Below are 21,010 nucleotides of genomic sequence, written 5' to 3' on the forward strand. Positions count from 1 at the left end.
CGAAAAGCGACCAGCCTAAAACTCCACGATAAACCCAATCGTCGGCAGTACGGTGGCGTCGTCTTCGGCGAGAATGACGGGCACGGCGTTCGAGCCGTTGGGCTGCAGGGGCTGGCCGTCGGTGGTGAGGAAAGCGGCGTTGTCGGCGGTGCGCTGGAAGGTGTAGGTGGGCACCGCGGGGTTCTTGATCAGGAACACGTTCTGCAAATCCACGAACAGGTCGATGGTCACGCGGCGCAGGTTGTACTTCTTGTCGAGGCGGAAATCCACCTGCTGGTAGGAGCCGAGGCGCTGGGTGTTCAAGCGCGAGTAGTCCAGCACGCCCTGGCCGATGGTGAAATAGTTCTGCTGCGAGGCCGTGAGGTCGAAGGGGGTGTAGGGCGCGCCGCCGGCAAAGCGGTACTTCAGGCCGGCTTCCCAGCCGCGGGTAAACTTGCGGCCCAGTAGGGCCGAGGCCAGGTGGCGGGTGTCCCAGGCCGAGGGCTTGTACACGCCGTCGGTGCCGGTAAACTCGCTGCGGAACAAGGTGTAGGAGGCCACCGCAAACCAGTTGTTGGTGAGCTTCTGCTGAAAGAAAAACTCCCCGCCAAAGGCCCGACCCTTGCCCGAGCTGTTCACGGTCTCGTTGCCCAGGGCCACGAAGTCGCCGCCGAGGTTGGCCAGGGAAATTCCGTCGCGCACCGACACGGGGTAGTAGTCGTAGTTTTTCAGGAAGCCTTCCACCGTGAAGCGGGTGTTGGCCGTGGGCAGGTATTCCAGGCCCGCCACGTAGTGCGTGCTGCCGATGTAGCGCGTGTTTTTGTTTACCAGCTGGCCGGCGTTGTCGCGGAAACCGAGCAGGGTAGAGGGCAGAATCTTGTAGTAGCGGCCCACCGAGGCGTTCAGGTTCCAGCGCGAAGCTAGGGCGTAGGAGGCCGAGAGGCGCGGCGAAAGGGTGCGCAGCAGGTTGGCGCCGTCCTCGGTAAACGAGTTGCCGTCGGCGCGCAGGCCGGCCGATACGGTCAGGCGGTCGTTGGGCAGGAAGGGCCGCGTGACCTGGGCGAAGGCACCGAAGCGGGCAAAGCTCAGATCGGACTGAAAGCGCACGTCCACGGCCGGCTGCTGCACCGAGCCGTCGGGGTTCAGCACCTCGCGGCGCAGGCGGTTGAAAAAGCGCGAATCGTAGGTAATCCACTGGCCCACGCCGCCGTAGGCGTAGAGCCACTTGCCGGCCGAGCGGTTCACGTCCACGCGCAGCTTGTTTTCCGACTCGCCCGAGCGGGTAAGCGAGATGCGCCGGCTTTCGTCGTCGCTGAACTCGGCGCCGCCCTCGAAGCGGTTGATCTGGTTGTTGAGCTGCGTGCGGCTCAGGGCCACGTTCACGTAGCCGCGCTCAATGAGCTGGCGCAACGACACGCCCAGGGTGTAGTTCCACTGGTCGATGCTGGGCGTGTTGCGCAGGATGTACTCTTTTTCCAAGGACGACTCGCGCGGCACAGCCACCTCGAAGTGGTCGATGGCGCCCAGGCCCAGGGCGGTAATGGTGGTTTTGGGCGAGAGTTTGGTGGTGACTTTAAACTGCCCGTCCCAGTAGTTGGGGCGGATGGGCAGGTCGATGGCTTTGAAGAGCAACTGCAAATAGGAGCGGCGCACCGAGGCCAGGAAGGTGGTGTTCTTGGCCAAGGGGCCTTCCAGCGTGCCGGCCACTTCGGTGCCGCTCAGGCGCACGTTGCCCTGCACGCGGTCGGGGTTGCCGTCGCGCTGCCGGAACTGCAGCACGCTCGAGAGGGTGTTGTCGTAGCGGGCTTCGAAGGCCGAGGTGCTTACCGTCACGTCCTCGATAAAGGATACGTTCAGCAGACCGGTGGGGCCGCCAGCCGAGCCCTGGGTCTGGAAGTGGTTGATGACCGGCACCTCGATGCCGTCGAGGTAGTACACGTTTTCGTTGGGCGCGCCGCCGCGGATAATGATGTCGTTGCGGAAACCGGCCGTGCCGCTGGTGCCCCCGCCGCCCACGCCGGGCAGTACCTGCACCACCCGCGAAATATCGAAGTTGCCGCCGGGGTTGCTCTTGATTTCCTCGGTGTTCAGGCGCTGCACGCTCAGCGGCGTTTCGGCCGAGGCTACCCGAATGGCACGGTTGCCGGTTATCTGCACCTCGCCCAGCTGCTGGGCCGAGGGCGTCAAGTCCAGGTTCACGATGTTGGCGTTGCCGGAGGTGATGTTCACGTTGGCGCGCAGCAGCGGCTCGTAGCCCACGAAGCTCACCCGCACGTTGTAGCTGCCGGTGGGAATATCGGTGAGGCGGAAGCGGCCCTGCTCGTCGGTGGCCGTGCCCAGGCTGCTGCCTTCCAGGGCCACCGTTACGCCCGGCAGCGGCTGCTGCGTGGCCCGGTCGCGTACGCTGCCACTGAGCACGCCCACGCTCTGGGCCTGGGCCAGCAAGGCCGTGAAGAGCAGCAGAAATAGAAGCAGGTAGCGTTGGCGCATGACGAGAAGGTTAGTTTGATACCACACGAACCAAAGCCCGATTCAGATGTTTTGGGAGCAAACAACTATTTTTCCACACCAGTTTTGCCGCTGGCCGCCTTACTTTGCCGGGCATGGACTACGCCTTACTCAAGCAGCTCCTGGAGCAGGCCGAGGCTTTTGAGCAGCAACGGGCCGCCGCCGGTTCGCCCGCCGACCTCGCCGCGTTTGCCGCCTGGCTGTACGGCCGGGTAGGGGCACCGCCCGCGCCCCGCGGGCCGGCCGCTCCAGCCGACGTGCCCTCCATGCCGCCGGAGGCCGAAATCAGCAAGCTACTCATCTTCCTGACGCGCTACGCCCGCTCCTACATCCGGCGCGGACTGGCCGGCACGCCCCTGCTCACCCCCGACGACTTTGCCTACCTGGCTACCGTGATGGGCCACCAGCCGCTGTCGAAAACCGAGCTGATTGCGCGCAACATCCACGAAAAAGCCACCGGCACCGAGGTTATCAAGCGCCTGCTGGCCCGCGGCCTGGTTGCCGAGCAGCCCCACCACACCGACCGCCGCAGCAAGCTGCTCACCCTCACCGAAGCCGGTGGCGCGGTGCTGCGGCAGGTGTTCGGGCGCATGGGCCAGGCCGCTCAGCTGGTAGCCGGCGACCTGACCGCCGCCGAGCGGGTGCAGTTGCTCTACCTGCTGCAGAAGCTCGACGCCTTTCACCAGCCCATTTTCAGCGGCCCGCGCGCCGAGAGCTTCGAAGAGCTGCTGCGGCATCTGCCGAAAGCAGAAGGTGAGTCAAGTGAACAAGCGTACTAATCATTCTAATTATGAACGGTCATGCTGAGCTTGCCGAAGCATCTCTACCGCTTCGGTGCCGGCATCAGCTTGACCTTATTGCGTTTCTTAAGATCATAAATCAATGCGCCACACTGATTTGTCCGAACGTTGGCAAGTGAAATTGAGCGAATATCTGCTTGATAAAGGCAGTAAATATCAAACGCTCGGTGCTTCGGATTTTCCACTCGACAGCGTGGTAAGCATCACCTTTGAGGACGATTCAAAAGTTGAGTTTCGGTACGCTTTTGTAATCGAAGCTCCGGAATGGCGAGAGGTAGCCGTATTTACGGAGCACTACGGCTACCACTTGTTTCCATTGTATGATGGCATGAACCTGACGGTGAAAGGCGGTAGGGATGTTTCGGCAAGCTCAGCATGACGGCCTTTGCGTTTTTTCCGTCCTGACTGCTTTTTGACTCAGATGAGAAAGACCTCCGAGCAACTCGACTGCCTCCGTACCTTGGCCGGCCATCAACCTTGCCGCCCGCCGGGCGTTTTGGCTACCGCCTATGCCCAACCCTTCATCTACTTCTTTGGCTGAGCTGGCTGGCCTGTTTCTGCGCCTGGGCGGCACGGCCTTCGGCGGACCGGCCGCGCACATTGCCCTGATGGAAGAGGAAGTGGTGCGCCGCCGGGGCTGGCTCACCCAGCAGCAGTTTCTGGATTTGCTCAGTGCTGCCAACCTGATTCCGGGCCCGAATTCCACCGAACTGGCTATTCACATCGGCTATGCGCGCCGCGGCTGGGCCGGACTGCTGGTAGCCGGCGTCTGCTTTATTTTGCCGGCCATGCTGCTGGTCATGGGCTTTGCCTGGGCCTACCTGCGCTTTGGCTCCTTGCCGGCCCTGAGCGGCGTGCTCTACGGCGTGAAGCCGGTTATCGTGGCCGTGGTGGCGCAGGCGCTCTGGAGCCTGGGCCAGTCGGCGCTGCAAAGCGGGCCCCTGCGGATTGTGGCCGGGGTAGCGCTGCTGCTGGGTTTGCTGGGAGTCAACGAGCTGCTGCTGCTGTTCGGGGCCGGCGTGGCCATGGGAGCGGTGCGCTGGCCGACGCTGGCGCACAAACAAGTGCCGCCCGCCCTGCTGAAGCTGGTGGGCGCGGTGGCGGCCCTGGCCTTGTTGCCGGCCTTGCTGGGCCTGGGGCCGGGCGAAGTTGGCGCGGCCGGCGGTGCCCGTCCGCTGGGCCTGCTGCCGCTGGGGCTGGCCTTCGTCAAAATCGGCTCGGTGCTCTACGGCAGCGGCTACGTGCTGCTGGCCTTTCTCGACGCCGATCTGGTGCAGCGCTTCCACTGGCTCACCCCGGGCCAGCTGCTCGACGCCGTGGTGGTGGGGCAGGTGACGCCGGGGCCGGTGTTTACCACCGCTACGTTCGTGGGCTACCTGCTGCTGGGCTGGCCCGGCGCGCTGGTGGCCACGGTGGGTATTTTCCTGCCCGCCTTTGTCTTTGTGGGGCTGAGCATCAGGCTGGTGGCGCAGCTGCGCGAGTCGCCGCTGGCCGGGGCCTTCCTCGATGGGTTGAACGCAGCCTCCTGGGCGCTGATGGCCGCCGTCTCGCTCACGCTGGCCCGCACCGCCCTGCTGGACCTGGCCACGGTGGCCCTGGCTTTGGTCAGCGGCTGGCTGCTGTTGCGCTACCGCGTAAACTCGGCCTGGCTGGTGCTGGGCGGGGCCGCGCTGGGCTACGGACTGCAGCAAACCGGCCTGCTCTGACTGGCCCGCCCGGCTGATTTCCGGTGCCGGGCGGCTTCCATTGGCTTCGTACCTTTGCCGCCGAGCAACTTTGCCGCCTACCGGGCGGTTTTGCTACCGTCTATCGTTTCCGCTGCATGAGCCCTTCCGCTTCCAAGATTTACTGCCCCAGCCTCACCGAGTACAAGCGCCGCGAGGCCCGCGTGGTCAACATCGGCGACCTGCCGCTGGGCGGCCAGTACCCCATCCGGGTGCAGAGCATGACCACCGTCGACACCATGGACACCCTGGGTTCGGTGGAGGAGACGCTGCGCATGGTGGAAGCCGGCTGCGAGTACGTGCGCATCACGGCCCCCAGCATGAAGGAGGCCCAGAACCTGCAGGAAATCAAAAAGGAGCTGCGCCGCCGCGGCTGCTCGGTGCCCCTCATTGCCGACATCCACTTCACGCCCAACGCCGCCGAGCTGGCCGCCCGCATCGTGGAGAAAGTGCGCGTGAACCCCGGCAACTACGTCGACAAGAAGAAGTTCCAGACCATCGAGTACACCGACGCCGAGTACCAGGGCGAGATTGAGCGCATCCGGGAGCGGTTCCGGCCCCTGGTGCAGATATGCAAGCAGTATGGCACGGCCATGCGCATCGGCACCAACCACGGCTCGTTGTCCGACCGCATTCTGTCGCGCTACGGCGACACCCCGCTGGGCATGGTGGAATCGGCCCTGGAGTTTCTGCGCATCTGCGAAGACGAGAACTACTACAACGTGGTCCTCTCGATGAAGGCCTCGAACACCCAGGTGATGGTGCAGGCCTACCGCCTGCTGGTGCAGAAGCTCGAAGCCGAGGGGCTGCAGCCCTACCCGCTGCACCTGGGCGTGACCGAGGCCGGCGAAGCCGAAGACGGCCGCATCAAGTCGGCCGTGGGCATCGGCACCCTGCTGGAAGACGGCCTGGGCGACACCGTGCGCGTGTCGCTCACCGAGCCGCCCGAAGCCGAAGCCCCCGTGGCCCGCATGCTCATCGACCGCTACACCAACCGCACCGCCGAGGCCCAGCCGATTATGCCGTTGGCAGTTGACAGTAATCAGTTGTCAGTTGTCAGGGATGCCCGGGCAAAGAACAGCCCTGACAACCCGCAACTGACAACTGACAGCTCTCTGATTCCCATCGACCCGTATCAGTACCACCGTCGCGCTACGCACGAGGTGCTGAACATCGGCGGGACGAACGTGCCGCGGGTGCTGGCCGATATGTCACGCCTGCCGCAGCTGGAGTACGCCGACCTGCGCTGCGTGGGCCACCTGTACTCGGCCTTCCTCGACAAGTTTCAGATGAACGACCTCGGGGCCGACTTTATTTACACCGGCCAGCGCCCGGCCCCCTTCATGCTGCCCAACGGCCTCAAGGAGCTGGTCGACTACAACGCCTGGCTCGACGGCGGCCGCCGCGCCGACCACTTCCCGGTGCTGACGCCCGACGAGTACGCCGAAGCGCCCCAGCTACACGCCGAGGCCAACTTCGTGTTCCACAACCTGGCCTCGCTCACGCCCGAGACTCTGGAGCAGCTGCGCCGGGATAAAACGGTGGTGGTCATTTTCTACACCGACAACGCCCACGCCATGCCCGAAATCCGCCGGGCCTTTTTCCGGCTGCTGCACGCGGGCGTAACCAATCCCGTCCTCATCAACCGCCAGTACCCCGAGCAGGCGCCCGAGCAAACCCAGCTCTACGCCGCTACCGACGTGGGCGGCCTGCTGCTCGACGGCCTCGGCGACGGCGTGGTGCTCAGCACCGAAAAGCTGCCCGACACCGACCAGGCCACCTGGCTCCAGCGCCTCGACGCGCTCAACCAGCTCGGCTTCGGCATCCTGCAGGCGGCGCGCACGCGCATGAGCAAGACGGAGTACATCAGCTGCCCGAGTTGCGGCCGCACCCTGTTCGACCTGCCCGAAACCACCGCCATGATCCGCCGCCGCACCGACCACCTGAAGGGGGTCAAAATCGGCATCATGGGCTGCATCGTGAACGGCCCCGGCGAAATGGCCGATGCCGACTATGGCTACGTGGGCGTGGGCCGGGGCAAAATTGCCCTCTACCGCGGTCAGGAAGTCATCAAGAAGTCGGTGCCCGAAGAAGCCGCCGTGGACGAGCTCATCAACCTCATCCGCGAAGATGGGCGTTGGGTGGAACCGGTGAAGCTGGAGGAGCCGGTGGGGGTGTAATCGTGGGAAGGGGCTAGCAGCAGCCCTTTTTCTATATACTTAATATAGTTGTATGAGGAAAGACCTTGGCTTGGCAAAGAGCATCGCAGAGCTGGAGAACAAGGATTGGGTTGACGGTGAAACGACGGAATTGGTTCGTAAATGCACAGCCTATCGTCGGATTCCAATTGGAGACTTGACAGTTGAGCAACTTCGGATGCTCATTGGGCAAGCAATTGGGTTGCCGTTCATTATGCCCTTGGCTATTAATCTGCTTCAAGATTCGGTTTTAGCCGAAGGGGATTTGCATGAGGGCGACTTGTTGATAAGTGTATTGAGAGCGAATGAGTATTGGGTAGATAATCCTACTGCGAAAGACCTGATGAAGCAATTGCTTAGGTCAAAACACGACGAAGTTGAATCATTAGAAGAGGGGTCCGTCAAGCAAGGGATTTTGCGAACCATTGATGACTTTGAGAACAAATGAGTCTAGCTGCGCTGACTCATTTATGGCCTAGGGTATCGTAGTCGTCTACCTTTACCGAGCCTTCTATTCCAAAGCTCCCCGCATGATTCAAACCGTCATCTTCGACATGGACGGCGTGCTTGTCGACACCGAGCCGCTACACCACGATGCCTTTTTCCGCCACTTCGCCGAGCTGGGCATTCCGATGACGGCCGAGGAATACGCCACCTTCCTGGGCTCCTCCACGCGCAACGTGTACCAGCAGCTCAAGCGCGAGTTCGGCCTAACGGCCGATGTGGAAACCCTGATTCAGCGCAAGCGGGAGCTGTTCGGGACTTCGTTCGAGCAGGACACCACGCTGGACTTGCTGCCCGGCGCCCGGGAACTGGTGCTCGACCTGTACCGCGCGGGCGTGCCGCTGCAGCTGGCCTCGTCGGCTTCCAAGGAAACCATTGCCCGCGTGTTCCGGCGCTTCGAACTGTACCCGTACTTCCAGAACCTGGTCAGCGGCGAGGATTTCCCGCGCTCCAAGCCCGACCCGGCCATCTTCCTGCACGCGGCTCGGCTGGCCGGCGTGGCTCCGCGGCACTGCCTGGTCATCGAAGACTCGGCCAACGGCGTGACGGCGGCCAAGGCGGCCGGCATGTACTGCATCGGCTACCGCAGCGAGCATTCCGAGGGGCAGGACCTGCACCACGCCGACCAGGTAGTGGCGCATTTGGGCCAGCTCAGCGCGGTGGCCGTGCTGGCGCTGGGGGCGGCGGAGTAAGAAAGAGGCTCCTAACTGCCATGCCCGCCCGCTGACTTTGCCCGAACTCGGCCTACTCCTGTACATGCTGCGCGGGCGCGACGGAACCGAGCGTTTTTTGGCGCAGCTGCCCACTGCCGAGGTGGTAGACCTGGACGACGGCGGCATGGGCAGCTTCCAGTTTGTCAGCCCCAAAACGGAGCGCAGATTTGGCAGGGTGCTGGCCGAAACGCAGTATGCCGACGCGGATGGCGTGCCGGTGCTGGCCAGCTTGTACCTGGATCGGGAAGGCGAACTATACGAGCTGGACAGTTGGAAGGTAGATTACTCGCCGCTGCGGCGCATCCCGCTTTTTTAAGGCCAGGGCGCCTACTGGCACTGGTCCTTGCGGCGCGTGTCGATGATGTAGGCAATGCGCCAGCCTTGGTTGAGCTTCACCAGCTGAAACGAGTTGTAGCCGCAGTGGCTGAACTTGTTGTCGACGAAAAACTGGTAGGGCGTCCAGGCGCTAGCCAGCTGGGCGTCCACCAGCACCTGCTCGAAGCGGATGCGCTCGTCGTACACGCCCGGGTGCGGGGTGCCGATGGCCTTGAGAAACGCGCCGATGTTTTCGGACTGCACCTGCACCTGACCGCCGCGGGTGCTGATGGTTTGCAGAATAGCTTTGGGTGCCAGCGTGCTGCGCACCAGGGCGCTGTCGGTGCGGCGCATGCCCTCGAAAAAGCGGTTGATGGTCTGTTTCACGGCTTCCGCCTCGGCGGAGCTGGTTTGGGCGAAGGCGGCCGGCGCGGCGAGCAGCAGGCAGGGGAGGAGCAGGCGTTTCATGCAGCAAGGCAGGCCCGGGTTAACGGCCCGGGCAAAGTCACGCGCCGGCGGGCCACGGTTGCAGAGTCAGTGCTATGTTTGCTGCCCAACTTCCCCGTCGTGCCCGAGCTACTGATTCGCCCCGAAACCGCCGCCGACTTCTCCGCCGTGGACCAGGTGCTGCGCCAGGCTTTCCCCGGTTCGCAGGAAGCCCGGCTGGTCAGCGCGCTGCGCCGCCGGAGTGGTTTCGAGCCGGCGCTTTCCCTGGTGACCACGCTCGCGGGCCCGGTGGTGGGCCACGTGCTGTTCACGCCCATCGTCATCGAAGGCGCTGCCGCGACAACCGCCAGCCTGGCGCTGGCGCCCGTGGCCGTGCGGCCCGCGTTTCAGCGGCGCGGCGTGGGTGGCCGCCTGATTGAGGCCGGGTTGGCAGCCGCCCGCCAATTGGGTTACTGCTCGGTTATTGTGCTGGGGCACCCCGGGTATTACCCGCGCTTCGGATTCGAGCCGGCCGGCCGCTGGGGCATCGAAGCACCATTTGCGGTGCCGGCGGAGGCTTTTATGGCGCTGGAGCTGGCGCCCGGGGCGCTGACCGGTGCCGCGGGTACGGTGCGCTACCCGGCCGAGTTTGTGGCCGCCTAGCGGCGGGCCGGCGGCCGCAACTATCCGCCGCTGGGCGCTGTTACCAACGGCCGGCCCTGCGGGGCGTTTTGCTACCTTCGTTTTTCAGCTGCTTTCCCGTTTCTGCCCTATGCGTACCAAAGGCTTGTTCGATTTCGGCCCGGTGCTGACGTATTTCTTCCGCAAGAAGGATCCTTCGCGCCACACCAACTTCAACCTGCGCACCATGCACACTATCAATAAGATTTCGATGCTGATGTTCCTGGCCGGGTTGATTTTCATGCTCTTCAAGTTCGTCATCCTGCGCTAAGCTGCCGGCGCAGTTTTCCGGTTCCGAAGCCTGCCTCCCGTCCGGTTGGCGGGCTTTGTTGTTTGCCGACGCCCCGGCTTGCTACCTTGCCGCCCGCAACCCGCCGCTACCATGAACATCGAGGAACTCCGCGACTACTGCCTGGCCAAGCCCGGCACCACCGAAGAAGTGCCTTTCGGCCCCGACACGCTGGTGTTTAAAGTCGGCGGCAAAATCTACGCCCTCACCAGCATCGACAACTTCGGCAGCGTGAACCTGAAGTGCGACCCGGAGCGCGCCACCCAGCTGCGCGAGCAGTACGACTACGTGCTGCCGGGCTACCACATGAACAAGAAGCACTGGAACACGGTGCTCATCGGCACGGGCATCACGGTGCGGCAGCTGCAGGAGCAGATTGACCACTCCTACGACCTGGTGCGCGCCTCGCTGCCGCGGGCCGTGCGCGAAAGCCTGAGCTGAACGCGGCCAAAAACGCGCGGCAACCCCGCCCAACGAACCTTGCTGTAACTTTGTTGGTTACAGCGCCAAGCCGAGTGGTCCTGGCCCTTAATTCAGCTTCCCGTTATGCAAATCAGTAGCCGTTTCTCCGTTGCCGTGCACGTGCTGGCTTTGCTGGCGCTGCACCAGCCCGCCGATGGCCTGCTGACCTCGGAGCGCATGGCAGCCAGCGTAAACACCAACGCGGTAGTTATTCGCCGCATTCTGGGGCAGCTGAAAAAAGCTGGGCTGGTGGAGGTGCGGCCCGCCTCGGGGGGCACGTTTCTCGCACGCCAGCTGGCCGATATTTCCTTGCTCGACGTGTACCAGGCGGTGGAAGTAGTGGAGGCGGGGCAGCTGTTCAACGTGCACGCGCAAACCAACCCCGCCTGCCCCGTGGGCCGCAACATCCAGGCGGCGCTGAACGATTCGCTGCGGCGGGCCCAAACGGCACTGGAGCGTGAACTGGCCGCCGTGAGCCTGCAGCACGTCAGCCAGGACATCAGTCGGCAGGCGCGGCTGGAGCCGAGCTGATTTTTTTGCGCTTTATTGTAACAATAGTTGTTACAATAAGTCGTTACTTTGTGTTGTAATTGCGTTGGTTACAATATGCAGTCGTTTCTTCACCTCTCACCTTCCTGATTTATGAAAATTGCCCTTCTCGGCGCTACCGGCTTTGTCGGCTCCCACCTGCTGCGCGAAGCCCTGCAGCGCGGCCACCACGTCACGGCCATCGTGCGCGACCCCCGCAAAATCGGCGAGCAGCCCGAAAACTTGACCGTGGTGCAGGGCGACGTGACCCAGCCGGCCCAGCTGGCCGAGCAGCTGAAAGGCCACGACTTGGTGCTCAACTCCTTCAATGCGGGCTGGACCAACCCCAACCTATACGCGGATTCCCTGGCCGGCAACCGCGCCATTGAGCAAGCCACCGAAGCCGCGGGCATTGCGCGCCTCGTGATTATCGGCGGGGCCGGCAGCCTCTACATCGGCGACCAGCAGCTGGTCGACGGGCCGCAGTTTCCGGCCGAGTACAAGGCCGGGGCCACTGCCGCCCGCGACTACCTCGCCGAACTGCGCAGCAACGGCCGGCTCGACTGGACTTTCGTGAGTCCCGCCATCGAGATGCACGCGGGCATCGACACCGGCCGCACCGGGCAGTACCGCCTGGGCACCGAAAACCCGGTGTTCAACGCCCAAGGCCGCAGCCTCCTCTCGGGCGAAGACCTGGCCGTGGCCGTGCTCGACGAAGTCGAAAAGCACCAGTTCAGCCGGCAGCGGTTTACGGCGGCTTACTAACGGCGGCTTCGCCCGGATACGCAAAACGCGCCGCTTCCGGGCAAGAGTTGGAAGCCGTGCCGCCGGGCTGCGCTTGCTCAACAAAAAGCCCGCTGGTGCCATACCAGCGGGCTTTTTGTTCACTAAAGCCGGCAGTAGTTACACCACAACGTTGACCATGCGGCCGGGCACCACGATGACTTTCTTGGCGGGCTTGCCCTCAGCGTAGCGGGCCAGGATATCGGTTGCGCGCACGGCGGCCTCGATTTCGGCGGCGGTGGCGGTGGCGGGGAACTGCAGCTGCTCGCGGACCTTGCCGTTGATGGCCACCGGGTAGTTCACCGTGTCTTCCACCAGGTAGGCTTCGTTGAGCTCGGGGAAGGGCGCGGTGCTCAGCGAGCCGGCCGCGTGGCCCAGCTGCTCCCACAGCTCCTCGGCCAGGTGCGGCGCGTAGGGCGAGATGAGCAGCACCAGCGGCTCCAGGATGGCGCGCTTGCGGCAGCTGAGGGCCGAAAGCTCGTTGACGCAGATCATGAAGGTGCTCACCGAGGTGTTGAACGAGAACCGCTCCACGTCTTCCTGCACCTTCTTGATGGCCTTGTGCAAAGCTTTCAGCTCGGCCGGCGTGGGCGCTTCTTCCGTTACGGCCCAGTCGCGGTCCTCGGGGTAGAACAGGCGCCAGAGCTTCTTGAGGAAGCTGGATACCCCCGTCATGCCTTGGGTATTCCACGGCTTGTACTGCTCCAGCGGGCCGAGGAACATTTCGTGCAGACGTAAAACGTCGGCGCCGTACCGGTCGATCAGCGTGTCGGGGCTCACCACGTTGTACTTCGACTTCGACATCTTCTCGATTTCGACCCCGCAGACGTAGTGGCCGCCGTCTTCCTCACATAGAAAGTGGGCGTTTTTGTATTCTTCACGCCAATTTGTGAAGGCCTCAATGTCAAGTATATCATTGTCAACCAAGCTCACATCAACGTGGAGTTGGGTAATGCCATTATACGAAAGCACTAGGTCAGGATATCTGGCATGAAACGCTTCTGTAAGCCCTTGTAGGAAATCTTCTCTTTCAGGATACAGAAAAGGTGTACCATCACTAAGAGTTTGTAATCTGCCTTTCGAAACAAATGTTACAGGTATAATTTGTTCACGTCCAAGCTGTTCGAGTGCTTCTCTGAATTTAGTTTGAACAACCCAATTAATACGGTACACGAAGTTCGAGCGGCCCAGAATCATGCCTTGGTTGATGAGCTTCTGGAACGGCTCCTGTCCGCTGACCAAGCCTAGGTCTTTCAGGAACAGGTACCAGAAGCGGGCGTAGAGCAGGTGGCCGGTGGCGTGTTCGGCGCCGCCCATGTACAAATCCACGGTCTGCCAGTACTGCTCGGCCTCTTCGCCCACAAACCGCTCGTCGTTCTGCGGGTCCATGTAGCGCAGGTAGTACCACGAGGAGCCGGCCCAGCCGGGCATGGTGCTCAGCTCGAAGTCGAACTGCCCGCGGTACTTCCAGTCCTGGGCGCGGCCCAGCGGCGGTTCGCCGGTTTCGGTGGGCTTGTACTCGTCGATTTCGGGCAGCACCAGCGGCAAATCCTGCTCGGCCACGCCGAAGGCCATGCCGTCGCGGTAGTACACCGGAATTGGCTCGCCCCAGTAGCGCTGCCGGCCGAAAATGGCGTCGCGCAGGCGGTAGTTCACCTTGCCCGTGCCGATGCCCTTGGCTTCGAGGCGCCGGATAGCTTCCTGAATGGCGGGCTTCACGTCGAGGCCGTTGAGGAAGTCGGAGTTCATCACCCGGCCTTCCTTGGCCACGTAGGCCTCGCCGGCGGCCTCATCGTAGCCTTCCACCACCGGTACGATGGGCAAAGCGAAATGCTTGGCGAAGGCAAAGTCGCGGGTGTCGTGGGCGGGCACGGCCATGACCACGCCGGTGCCGTAGCCGGCCAGCACGTAGTCGGCCACCCAGATGGGCAACTGCTCGCCGGTGAAGGGGTGCCGGGCGTAGGCGCCGGTGGGCTGGCCGGTGATGGTTTTCACGTCGGCCATCCGTTCGCGCTCCGAGCGGTTTTTGGCCCACTCCACGTACTTCGCCACTGCCTCGCGCTGCTCCGGGGTGGTCAGCGCCTCCACCAGCTCCGACTCGGGCGCCACGGCCAGGTAGCTCACGCCGAATAGGGTATCGGGGCGGGTGGTAAACACGGTCAGCGGCAGCTCGGGGTGGCCGTCCACGTCAAAGCGCACCTCGGCGCCCACCGAGCGGCCAATCCAGTTGCGCTGCATTTCCTTCACCGCGTCGGGCCAGTCGATGTTATCCAGCCCTTCGAGCAGGCGCTGGGCGTAGGCGGTGATGCGCAAATTCCACTGCGGCATCAGGCGGCGCTCCACCGGGTAGCCCCCGCGCTCCGACACGCCGTCTTTCACCTCGTCGTTGGAGAGCACCGTGCCCAGCTGCGGGCACCAGTTCACGTAGGTTTCGCTTTGGTAGGCCAGGCGGTAGGGGTGCACGGCGGCAATCTTCTGCGCCTCCGACATCATCTGCCACTGCCCGGCCGAGAAGTCGTGCCGCTCGTCTTCGTTGCAGGCCACGCGCACACCCTGGGAGCCCTCGGCGGCGAACTTTTCCTGCAGGGTGTGGATGCTTTCAGCTCGATCGGTGTCGAGGTTGTACCAGCTATTGAACAGCTTCAGGAAAATCCACTGCGTCCACTTGTAGTAGCTCGGGTCGGAGGTGCGCACCTCGCGGCTCCAGTCGTAGCTGAAGCCCAGGGCCGAGAGCTGCTCGATGTAGCGGGCAATGTTTTCGCGGGTGGTTTTTTCGGGGTGCTGCCCGGTCTGGATGGCGTACTGCTCGGCCGGCAGACCGAAGGAGTCGAAGCCCATGGGGTGGAGCACGTTGAAGCCGCGGTGGCGCTTGTAGCGCGACACGATGTCGGAGGCAATGTAGCCCAGGGGGTGGCCCACGTGCAGCCCGGCCCCGCTGGGGTAGGGAAACATGTCGAGCACGTAGTACTTGGGCTTGTCGGAGCTGTTCTGGGCGCGGAAAGTCTGGTTCTGCTGCCAGAACTGCTGCCACTTTTTCTCTATCTCCTGCGGTCGGTAGCCGGGCATAGGGCGATTGGTCTATTGCTGAAACCGCGAAGTTAGCCCGCCGCGCCGTACCAGCCCAGGCCGGGGGCGCGTTTGCGCCGGTCGGCCGCGGTTTTGGCCTGGTGGCCGGCACCCCGAGCTGCTGGCAAGCCGGGGCGGCGCCGGACTGCGGCCGATTTGGGTGGGAAGTGCGCAGTACCAGTCCGATAGCCCGGGAAAGATCCAAAAAACGGCCCGTAGGCGCCGCCAGGGCGAAAAAGTAGCTGAAAAAATTACGTACTAATAGCCGAGTATAACCCGTAGTAATGCGTAGCCAGACCGGCCGGCGGGGCCGTTGTTTTGTATCGAGCGGGCTGCCTGTCAAATGCGGCAACTAGGTGCAACCTCAGGTGTGGTGTTGTACCGTGACAGGCGGTCCGCTTTTTTATGCCCTTTCGGGTCGGCTCAGCGGGTTCTGCCCATCCCAGCTGCCCTCGGCGCGCAGCACCCGGAAGCGGGCAAACAGCTCCTCGGAGTACCACTGTTCCTGGCGCGTGCGCCGAATGACGTCCTGGTGCCGGCCCGCAGCCTGGCGGCCGTAGGCGTACTGTCGCATCAGGCCCGCCGACTCCCACAAGCTGAACGTGGCCTGCCGAATCAGCGGCAGCTCGCCCAGGCCGATACCGCCCAGGTAGCCCGGCGCCGTGCGCACGGCCCGGCTCACCGGCGGCACGGCCCGCCAGAACTCCCAGGAGCGCCGCAGCCGGATGCTGGCCCGGGTGAGCACCGCCACGGGCTCGTCGGCACCGGGGGCTTCGGCAGCTACTGCGGGGCCAAAGGGCTCGGTGCCGTCCCACAGACCGTGCGAGTGCAGCGGCTGCAGGTAGGCCGTCCACAGCTCGCTCGTGCGCTGGCGGTAGGACTGCCACAGCGGCGAGTGGTCGAAAAACGCCGCGGCCGCGGCCTCACTGTCCCACACCGCCAGCAGGCCGTAGCGGCGCAGGTTAGGGCGCAGCCCGAAATCGAAGCCCGAGCCCAGCAGCTTGCCGAAGCGCAGCCCCGGCACCTGCCCGAACGAGCGCGGCAGCACGCCCATCTGGGCCAGGCCCCAGCGCCGGTGGGCGGGCAGCAGCGTAATGATGGTGAGCGTGGTGACGGGTAGGGCCGGGGTGGGAGCGGGGTGCAAGCGACGCAAGGTTGGGTTGACGTAGGGGCAACAAAAAAAGGGAGAGAACGGATTCTCCCCCTTTCGATCAGTAGCAAAGTTGGGCGCGGTGGCCTGGGGTTAAACGGGCGGCCGCGGCGGCAGGTTGCCCCGCCTTATCGTGGATTCACCTTGGCGTGCTCGTCGCCGGTGGGTTGGTACCGCTCGCCGGTGGCCACGGCCTTTACGTAGCCAAAGGCGTGAACCAGCACGTTGCTGGGCTGGTCCCAGTATTCGCCCCGGTCAATTTCAACGCGCATTAGGGCAATGTTGGGGTCGTCGGAACCCTTGGGAAACCAGGTGCGCAGGCCCTCGTTCCACAGCTCCTTGATCTTGGCGCGGTCGGTTACCACGCTGGCGCGGCCGCTGATGCTCACGTACAGGTTGTCCTGGGGCTTGGAGTAGCCCAGGTTGACGTGGCGGTCCTGCTGTACCTCGTCAATTTTGGGCGAGTCCAGCTCCGTAAAAAACCACAGCGTGCCGTTGGCTTCGGGCTCGTGGGTGTACATCGGGCGGGCGTGCAGCGAGCCATCGGCCTCGGCCGTGGTGAGCATGGCAATCTTGATGTCTTTAATGCGCTCCACGAGCTTGCTTACGTCGTGGCTTACGGCAACTTTTTCGGCCATGGGTTAGGGTGTTTGGGTTGATCGAGTGAGAATGCGGTGCTTGCACGTACGGTAGGGTACGGGTCGGGGTTGGTAGTGCCCCGGGTTTGGCGGTAAACGAGGGCAGGGCCCGCCCCGGAGTTTCCGGGGCCCTGGCTCTGGCGGCCGCCAAACCAGTTGCCGGCTGCAAAGCTGCTTTTTGCCCTACATTTCCGCCGTGAACTTCCTCGCCCACCTGCTGCTCTCGGGCCCCGACGACGACCTGATCGTGGGCAACTTCGCCGCCGAAGCCGTGCGCGGCCGCGCCGCCCTCGCGGCCTACCCGCCCGCCGTGCAGCGCGGCATTCGCCTACACCGGCTCATCGACAGCTTCACCGACGCCCACCCCGTGGTGCGGCGCAGCACCGCCCGCCTGCGCGAACAGGGTCTGGGCAAATGGGCCGGCGTGGTGGCCGACGTGGGCTACGACCACCTGCTGGCCCGCGACTTTGCCCGCCACAGCTACCGCCCCCACGAGCCCTTAGCCGCCTTCAGCCAGCGCATGTACGCCCTGCTGCACGCCCGCCGCGCCGAGCTGCCCGAGCGCCTCCGGCACATGCTGCGCTACATGCGCGAGGACGACTGGCTGACCGGCTATGCCCGGCCCGAGGGCCTGGAGCGGGCCTTGTACGGCCTGAGCCGGCGCGCGCCCGGCGGCACCGTGCTGGCCACCGGCGCGGCCGCCTTCCTGGCCGAGCGGGCGGCGTATCAGGCGGATTTTGAGGAGTTTTGGCCGCAGCTGCGGGCCGCCGTCGACCCCCTGGATTAACTGAATTTCTTACGATATGCAGGACCCTGAACTGCTGGCGGTGCGCGACGCGCTGGTGCAGCAAGCCAAATCTTTTCTGACCGAGGCCGGCCAGTTTCGACCCTTCGGCGCCGGGCTGCGCGCCGACGGCAGCATGGTGCTGCTCGGGGCCGATGAGGACGACGACGCGGCGCCGGCCGAACGGGTGACCCGGCTGGAGCAGGCCATTCGTGCGCAGCTGGCGGCCGGCTCCCTGCGCGTGGGCGGCATCGGCGTCGACGTGCAGCTGCGCTTCTCGGCCGACACCCCGCCCACCGATGCCCTGCACCTGCGCCTGCGGCGCCCCGACGGCTACGCGGTGGACTACTACATGACCTACCGGCTGGCCGAAGACCGGCTGATCTGCGACCCGCTGATTGAAGACGCGGGCTCCTTCGCCGGGGAATAAGCAAAACGGCCCGCTCGTCTGGGGCAGACGAGCGGGCCGGAAAGCGGGCTAAACGGGCCGACTAGTGGTGGTGGCCGCCTTCGCCGTGTACGTGGCCGTGGTCGAGCTCCTCTTTCGTGGCGTCGCGCACGGCTACTACCTGGCCCTCAAAGTGCATGGTCATGCCGGCCAGGGGGTGGTTGAAGTCCATCTGCACGGTGTCGTCGGTCACGGCTACCACCTTGCCCTGCAGCTGGTTGCCCTGGTTGTCGGACATGGGCAGGTAGTTGCCGGCCTGCAGCATCTCGGTGTCAAGCTTGCCGTCGATTTCGAATACCTGCTTGGGCAGGTCTACCAGCGCGTTCTGGTCGTATTCGCCGTAGCCGTCTTCGGGCGAGAGGCTGAAGGCGAAGGAGTCGCCGGGGTTTTTGCCCTGCAGCTGCTGCTCAAATTCCTCGGGCAGGCCGCTCATGCCGAACAAAAACACCATGGGCGAATCGGCTTCCGCCTTTTCGACGAGCATTTTTTCCTGCTCGTCGTTGGTGACACTCAGGTCGTAGGTGAGGGTCACCACTTTCTTATCGGCAATCTGCATGGGAGGCGGTACTGGTTGAAAATCTTGGTTGAAACTAGCGGCAAGTACGGGAAAATAACGACGCCGTTGGGTAATGTGGTCTGGCTTGAGCAGGCAAGGCGGCATCTGTCATTGCGAGCGAAGCGAAGCAATCCTTCCCCTCGCAGCACAACTGAAAGAGCCTGACCAACCGAAACTAGTTGGTCAGGCGCATCCGTTTTCTGCCACGGGCAAGGACCGATTGGCTACGCCTTCCTGCGGTTGCTTCGTCGTGCCTACTCGCAATGACGGGGCGCTACTGCTGAAACTCCCAGGCCGTGCGGTAGGCGCCAATGTCTTCCACGTAGTTGACGAAGTCGCGGTAGAAGGGGTGGGTGCTGAGCGTAGCCGAGTCGCCGATGAGCAGCAGCTTGCGGCGGGCGCGGGTCATGCCCACGTTCATGCGGCGGATGTCGGCCAGAAAGCCGATGTCGCCGGCCGCGTTGGAGCGGGTGAGGCTGATGGCAATGATGTCGCGCTCCTGGCCCTGAAACGAATCGACGGTGCCGATGCTGAGCTGGCGCTTGAGCAGCAGCTCGTTGAGCACGGGCACGTCTTCCACGCGGTCCTTGAGGTGGTTGATCTGGGCGCGGTAGGGCGCAATGACACCGATGCTGAGCGGGTGCTGCTCGTGGTCGACGGCGTGGTAGTCCTGCAGCAGCTCCACCAGGCGGCGCAGCAGCAGGTCGGCTTCCTCGGGGTTGGCCACCGAGGGCGAGTCCAGAATGCCCATTTCCTCGAAGCCGCAGCCCGCCGTGTCGATGAACTCCACCGCACCGGGCTCGGGGGCAAAGCGCAAATCGTAGGCGTGCAGGTCGGCGCGGCGCACCCGCTCGTCGGCCACCAGCCGGCCGCCGTAGAACTGGTCGGAGGAAAAGCGCATAATGTCCTCGTGCATGCGGTACTGCACTTCCAGCATCTTGGCGGTGGTCGGCTGGCGGGTGATGCACTTCTCAAAAAGCGTTTCGCGCAAGCCTTGGGCGGCAGCTTTGTCGCTTTTCACGGTGGGCGGCAGCTGGCAATGGTCGCCGGCCAGCACCACGCGCTCGGCCTTGGTAATGGGAATCCAGCAGCCCGGCTCCAGGGCCTGGGCGGCCTCGTCGATGAATACGGTTTCGTAGCTGAGGTGGCGAATGGCGCGGTTGGCGGCCCCCACCAGCGTGCAGGTAATCACCTGCACCTTTTCCAGCAGATCCTCGGTGATGTACTTCTCCAGCTGGTCCGACTCCTGCAGCAGTTGGTGGGCCTGTTCCTTCAGGTTTTGCCGCTGCTGGCGTTCCTCGTAGCCGAAGTTGCGCTTGTACTGCCCGGCCATCTGCCGGTACTGCTCGGCGGTCTGGCGTAGGGCGCGCATCTCGGGGTAGTGCTTGTGGGTCATCACCTGTGCGTCGAGGGTGTGCTCGAGCAGCAGATCCGACACCCGCGAGGGGTTGCCCATGCGAATTACGTTCACGCCGCGCTCCGCCAGCTTTTCGGTGAGCAAATCCACGGCCGTGTTCGAGGGCGCGCACACCAGCACCCGCCGCTCGCGCCGGATGGTTTCCAGGATGGCTTGCACCAGGGTGGTGGTTTTGCCGGTGCCGGGCGGGCCGTGAATAATGGCCACGTCCTTGGCCGCCATTACGTGCTGCACGGCGGCGGTCTGCGAGGCGTTGAGCGGGTTGGGGTAGTAGAGCTTTTCGGTCTGCGCCTCGGGTTTGTACTCGGCGGGGCGGTGGCCCAGCAAAGTGTCGCGCAGCTCCTGCAGGCGGCCGTAGGCGCCCTGCACCTTCTGCAAAGCCAGCTCCATCTCGCGGTAGCTCACCTCGTCGAAGGTCAGGTCCAGGCCCAGCTTGCCGCCTTCCTCCACCCAGTCGGGCAAATCCTCCTTGTTGGTGGCCAACGTGATTTTGTTGCGCCGCACGCTGGTTACCACGCCCTGCAGGGTGGGGCGGTCGGTGCCGGCGCGGCCGGGCACGTTGCCGAACAACGCCGCGTTCTTGCCCACCTGAAACAGGTGCAGCTGCTGGCTCTGGCCGCTGGGGCGCTCCAGCTCCAGCACCAGCTTGCCGCCGAAGCCGATGTCTTCCTTGGTGATTTTGACGGGGTACCAGCTCAGGCCGCGGTGCACGCGCTCGGCAATGGTACTCTTGGCGTTGCGGATGCGGTACTGCTCCAGGTCTTCCTGCTGCTCGACGCGCAGCAGGCCCTGCACGCGGCGTAGCTCGTCGTAAACGGGTTCGAGGGCGGGGGGAGTGGGGGTAGGCTCAGCCAAGCTCTTGGGAATGCGTGGGGAAATACCGTAGGTTCAACGAAAACGGCGAAAGAATGGGCTAAGGTCGGGCACAAATGCTGATTCCAACTGCCCGGGTCGCAACTGCCGGCCCGGAGCACCCGCCCAAACGCCCGCCCGGGGCCGAAGCAGCGCCGCACGGGCGTTTGGGCGGGAAGCCCGCGGCGG

The 21,010-nt window shown here is 64.1% G+C and carries 21 protein-coding genes; 14 read left to right on the plus strand and 7 right to left on the minus strand.

The features are described 5' to 3' along the window. Positions 1-15: 15 nt before the first annotated feature. A complete protein-coding gene (locus tag ACE191_RS03415; RefSeq protein ID WP_400190779.1) occupies positions 16-2,469 on the minus strand; it encodes a carboxypeptidase-like regulatory domain-containing protein in 2,454 nt (817 codons plus the stop codon). 113 nt (positions 2,470-2,582) lie between these two features. On the opposite strand from ACE191_RS03415, the gene ACE191_RS03420 reads away from it, so the two are divergent. From ACE191_RS03420 to ACE191_RS03450, 7 genes are all read left to right on the plus strand, one after another. Next, positions 2,583-3,266, plus strand: a complete 684-nt coding sequence (locus ACE191_RS03420) for a MarR family winged helix-turn-helix transcriptional regulator (protein WP_400190780.1) — start codon at positions 2,583-2,585, stop codon at positions 3,264-3,266. A gap of 103 nt (positions 3,267-3,369) precedes the next feature. Beyond that, positions 3,370-3,666, plus strand: a complete 297-nt coding sequence (locus ACE191_RS03425) for a hypothetical protein (RefSeq protein ID WP_400190781.1) — start codon at positions 3,370-3,372, stop codon at positions 3,664-3,666. A 154-nt stretch (positions 3,667-3,820) separates the two neighbouring features. Then, positions 3,821-4,993 carry a chromate efflux transporter gene (chrA, locus tag ACE191_RS03430; RefSeq protein ID WP_400190782.1) on the plus strand — a complete coding sequence of 391 codons (1,173 nt, stop codon included), beginning with the start codon at positions 3,821-3,823 and terminating at the stop codon, positions 4,991-4,993. Positions 4,994-5,109: 116 nt separating this feature from the next. Next, the gene (gene ispG / locus ACE191_RS03435) at positions 5,110-7,191 is read left to right on the plus strand and encodes a (E)-4-hydroxy-3-methylbut-2-enyl-diphosphate synthase (protein WP_400190783.1); all 2,082 of its coding nucleotides are present in this window, start codon (positions 5,110-5,112) and stop codon (positions 7,189-7,191) included. 52 nt (positions 7,192-7,243) lie between these two features. Then, positions 7,244-7,657 (plus strand): contact-dependent growth inhibition system immunity protein, encoded by a 414-nt coding sequence (locus ACE191_RS03440; RefSeq protein WP_400190784.1) that lies wholly within the window; start codon positions 7,244-7,246, stop codon positions 7,655-7,657. 82 nt (positions 7,658-7,739) lie between these two features. Then, positions 7,740-8,405 (plus strand): HAD family hydrolase, encoded by a 666-nt coding sequence (locus ACE191_RS03445; protein ID WP_400190785.1) that lies wholly within the window; start codon positions 7,740-7,742, stop codon positions 8,403-8,405. A 64-nt stretch (positions 8,406-8,469) separates the two neighbouring features. Further along, complete coding sequence (locus ACE191_RS03450; RefSeq protein ID WP_400192293.1) at positions 8,470-8,742, plus strand: DUF6984 family protein; 273 nt, start codon at positions 8,470-8,472, stop codon at positions 8,740-8,742. A gap of 11 nt (positions 8,743-8,753) precedes the next feature. Here ACE191_RS03450 and ACE191_RS03455 read toward each other — a convergent pair whose 3' ends face one another. After that, positions 8,754-9,209: a nuclear transport factor 2 family protein gene (locus ACE191_RS03455; protein WP_400190786.1), complete on the minus strand. Its 456-nt coding sequence runs from the start codon at positions 9,207-9,209 to the stop codon at positions 8,754-8,756. A 99-nt stretch (positions 9,210-9,308) separates the two neighbouring features. Between ACE191_RS03455 and ACE191_RS03460 the strand changes: the two genes are divergently transcribed. The 5 genes from ACE191_RS03460 to ACE191_RS03480 all read left to right on the plus strand — a co-directional run bounded on the left by ACE191_RS03460 (position 9,309) and on the right by ACE191_RS03480 (position 11,892). Continuing rightward, entirely contained in the window at positions 9,309-9,830 is a 522-nt protein-coding gene (locus ACE191_RS03460; RefSeq protein WP_400190787.1) for a GNAT family N-acetyltransferase, read from the plus strand. A gap of 109 nt (positions 9,831-9,939) precedes the next feature. Then, positions 9,940-10,119, plus strand: a complete 180-nt coding sequence (locus ACE191_RS03465) for a DUF6728 family protein (RefSeq protein WP_400190788.1) — start codon at positions 9,940-9,942, stop codon at positions 10,117-10,119. Positions 10,120-10,230: 111 nt separating this feature from the next. Continuing rightward, a complete protein-coding gene (locus tag ACE191_RS03470) occupies positions 10,231-10,578 on the plus strand; it encodes an MmcQ/YjbR family DNA-binding protein (protein WP_400190789.1) in 348 nt (115 codons plus the stop codon). 105 nt (positions 10,579-10,683) lie between these two features. Continuing rightward, positions 10,684-11,130 (plus strand): Rrf2 family transcriptional regulator, encoded by a 447-nt coding sequence (locus ACE191_RS03475; RefSeq protein ID WP_400190790.1) that lies wholly within the window; start codon positions 10,684-10,686, stop codon positions 11,128-11,130. A gap of 111 nt (positions 11,131-11,241) precedes the next feature. Next, complete coding sequence (locus ACE191_RS03480) at positions 11,242-11,892, plus strand: NAD(P)-dependent oxidoreductase (protein ID WP_400190791.1); 651 nt, start codon at positions 11,242-11,244, stop codon at positions 11,890-11,892. Positions 11,893-12,030: 138 nt separating this feature from the next. Here ACE191_RS03480 and ACE191_RS03485 read toward each other — a convergent pair whose 3' ends face one another. The 3 genes from ACE191_RS03485 to ACE191_RS03495 all read right to left on the minus strand — a co-directional run bounded on the left by ACE191_RS03485 (position 12,031) and on the right by ACE191_RS03495 (position 16,764). Beyond that, the gene (locus ACE191_RS03485) at positions 12,031-14,976 is read right to left on the minus strand and encodes a leucine--tRNA ligase (protein ID WP_400190792.1); all 2,946 of its coding nucleotides are present in this window, start codon (positions 14,974-14,976) and stop codon (positions 12,031-12,033) included. Positions 14,977-15,379: 403 nt separating this feature from the next. Then, complete coding sequence (locus ACE191_RS03490; RefSeq protein WP_400190793.1) at positions 15,380-16,120, minus strand: spheroidene monooxygenase; 741 nt, start codon at positions 16,118-16,120, stop codon at positions 15,380-15,382. Between the two features lie 134 nt (positions 16,121-16,254). After that, positions 16,255-16,764: a pyridoxamine 5'-phosphate oxidase family protein gene (locus ACE191_RS03495; RefSeq protein WP_400190794.1), complete on the minus strand. Its 510-nt coding sequence runs from the start codon at positions 16,762-16,764 to the stop codon at positions 16,255-16,257. A gap of 196 nt (positions 16,765-16,960) precedes the next feature. On the opposite strand from ACE191_RS03495, the gene ACE191_RS03500 reads away from it, so the two are divergent. Both ACE191_RS03500 and ACE191_RS03505 read left to right on the plus strand, forming a co-directional pair. Beyond that, the gene (locus ACE191_RS03500; RefSeq protein WP_400190795.1) at positions 16,961-17,551 is read left to right on the plus strand and encodes an ACP phosphodiesterase; all 591 of its coding nucleotides are present in this window, start codon (positions 16,961-16,963) and stop codon (positions 17,549-17,551) included. A gap of 16 nt (positions 17,552-17,567) precedes the next feature. Then, complete coding sequence (locus tag ACE191_RS03505; RefSeq protein WP_400190796.1) at positions 17,568-17,978, plus strand: hypothetical protein; 411 nt, start codon at positions 17,568-17,570, stop codon at positions 17,976-17,978. Positions 17,979-18,039: 61 nt separating this feature from the next. Here the strand turns inward: ACE191_RS03505 and ACE191_RS03510 are convergent, their stop codons facing one another. Both ACE191_RS03510 and ACE191_RS03515 read right to left on the minus strand, forming a co-directional pair. Next, positions 18,040-18,552 (minus strand): peptidylprolyl isomerase, encoded by a 513-nt coding sequence (locus tag ACE191_RS03510; RefSeq protein ID WP_400190797.1) that lies wholly within the window; start codon positions 18,550-18,552, stop codon positions 18,040-18,042. A gap of 274 nt (positions 18,553-18,826) precedes the next feature. Beyond that, positions 18,827-20,824, minus strand: a complete 1,998-nt coding sequence (locus ACE191_RS03515; protein ID WP_400190798.1) for an AAA domain-containing protein — start codon at positions 20,822-20,824, stop codon at positions 18,827-18,829. Positions 20,825-21,010: the final 186 nt, after the last annotated feature.

The organism is Hymenobacter sp. B81 (genome assembly GCF_044628455.1).
In the GTDB taxonomy this organism is placed as follows: domain Bacteria; phylum Bacteroidota; class Bacteroidia; order Cytophagales; family Hymenobacteraceae; genus Solirubrum.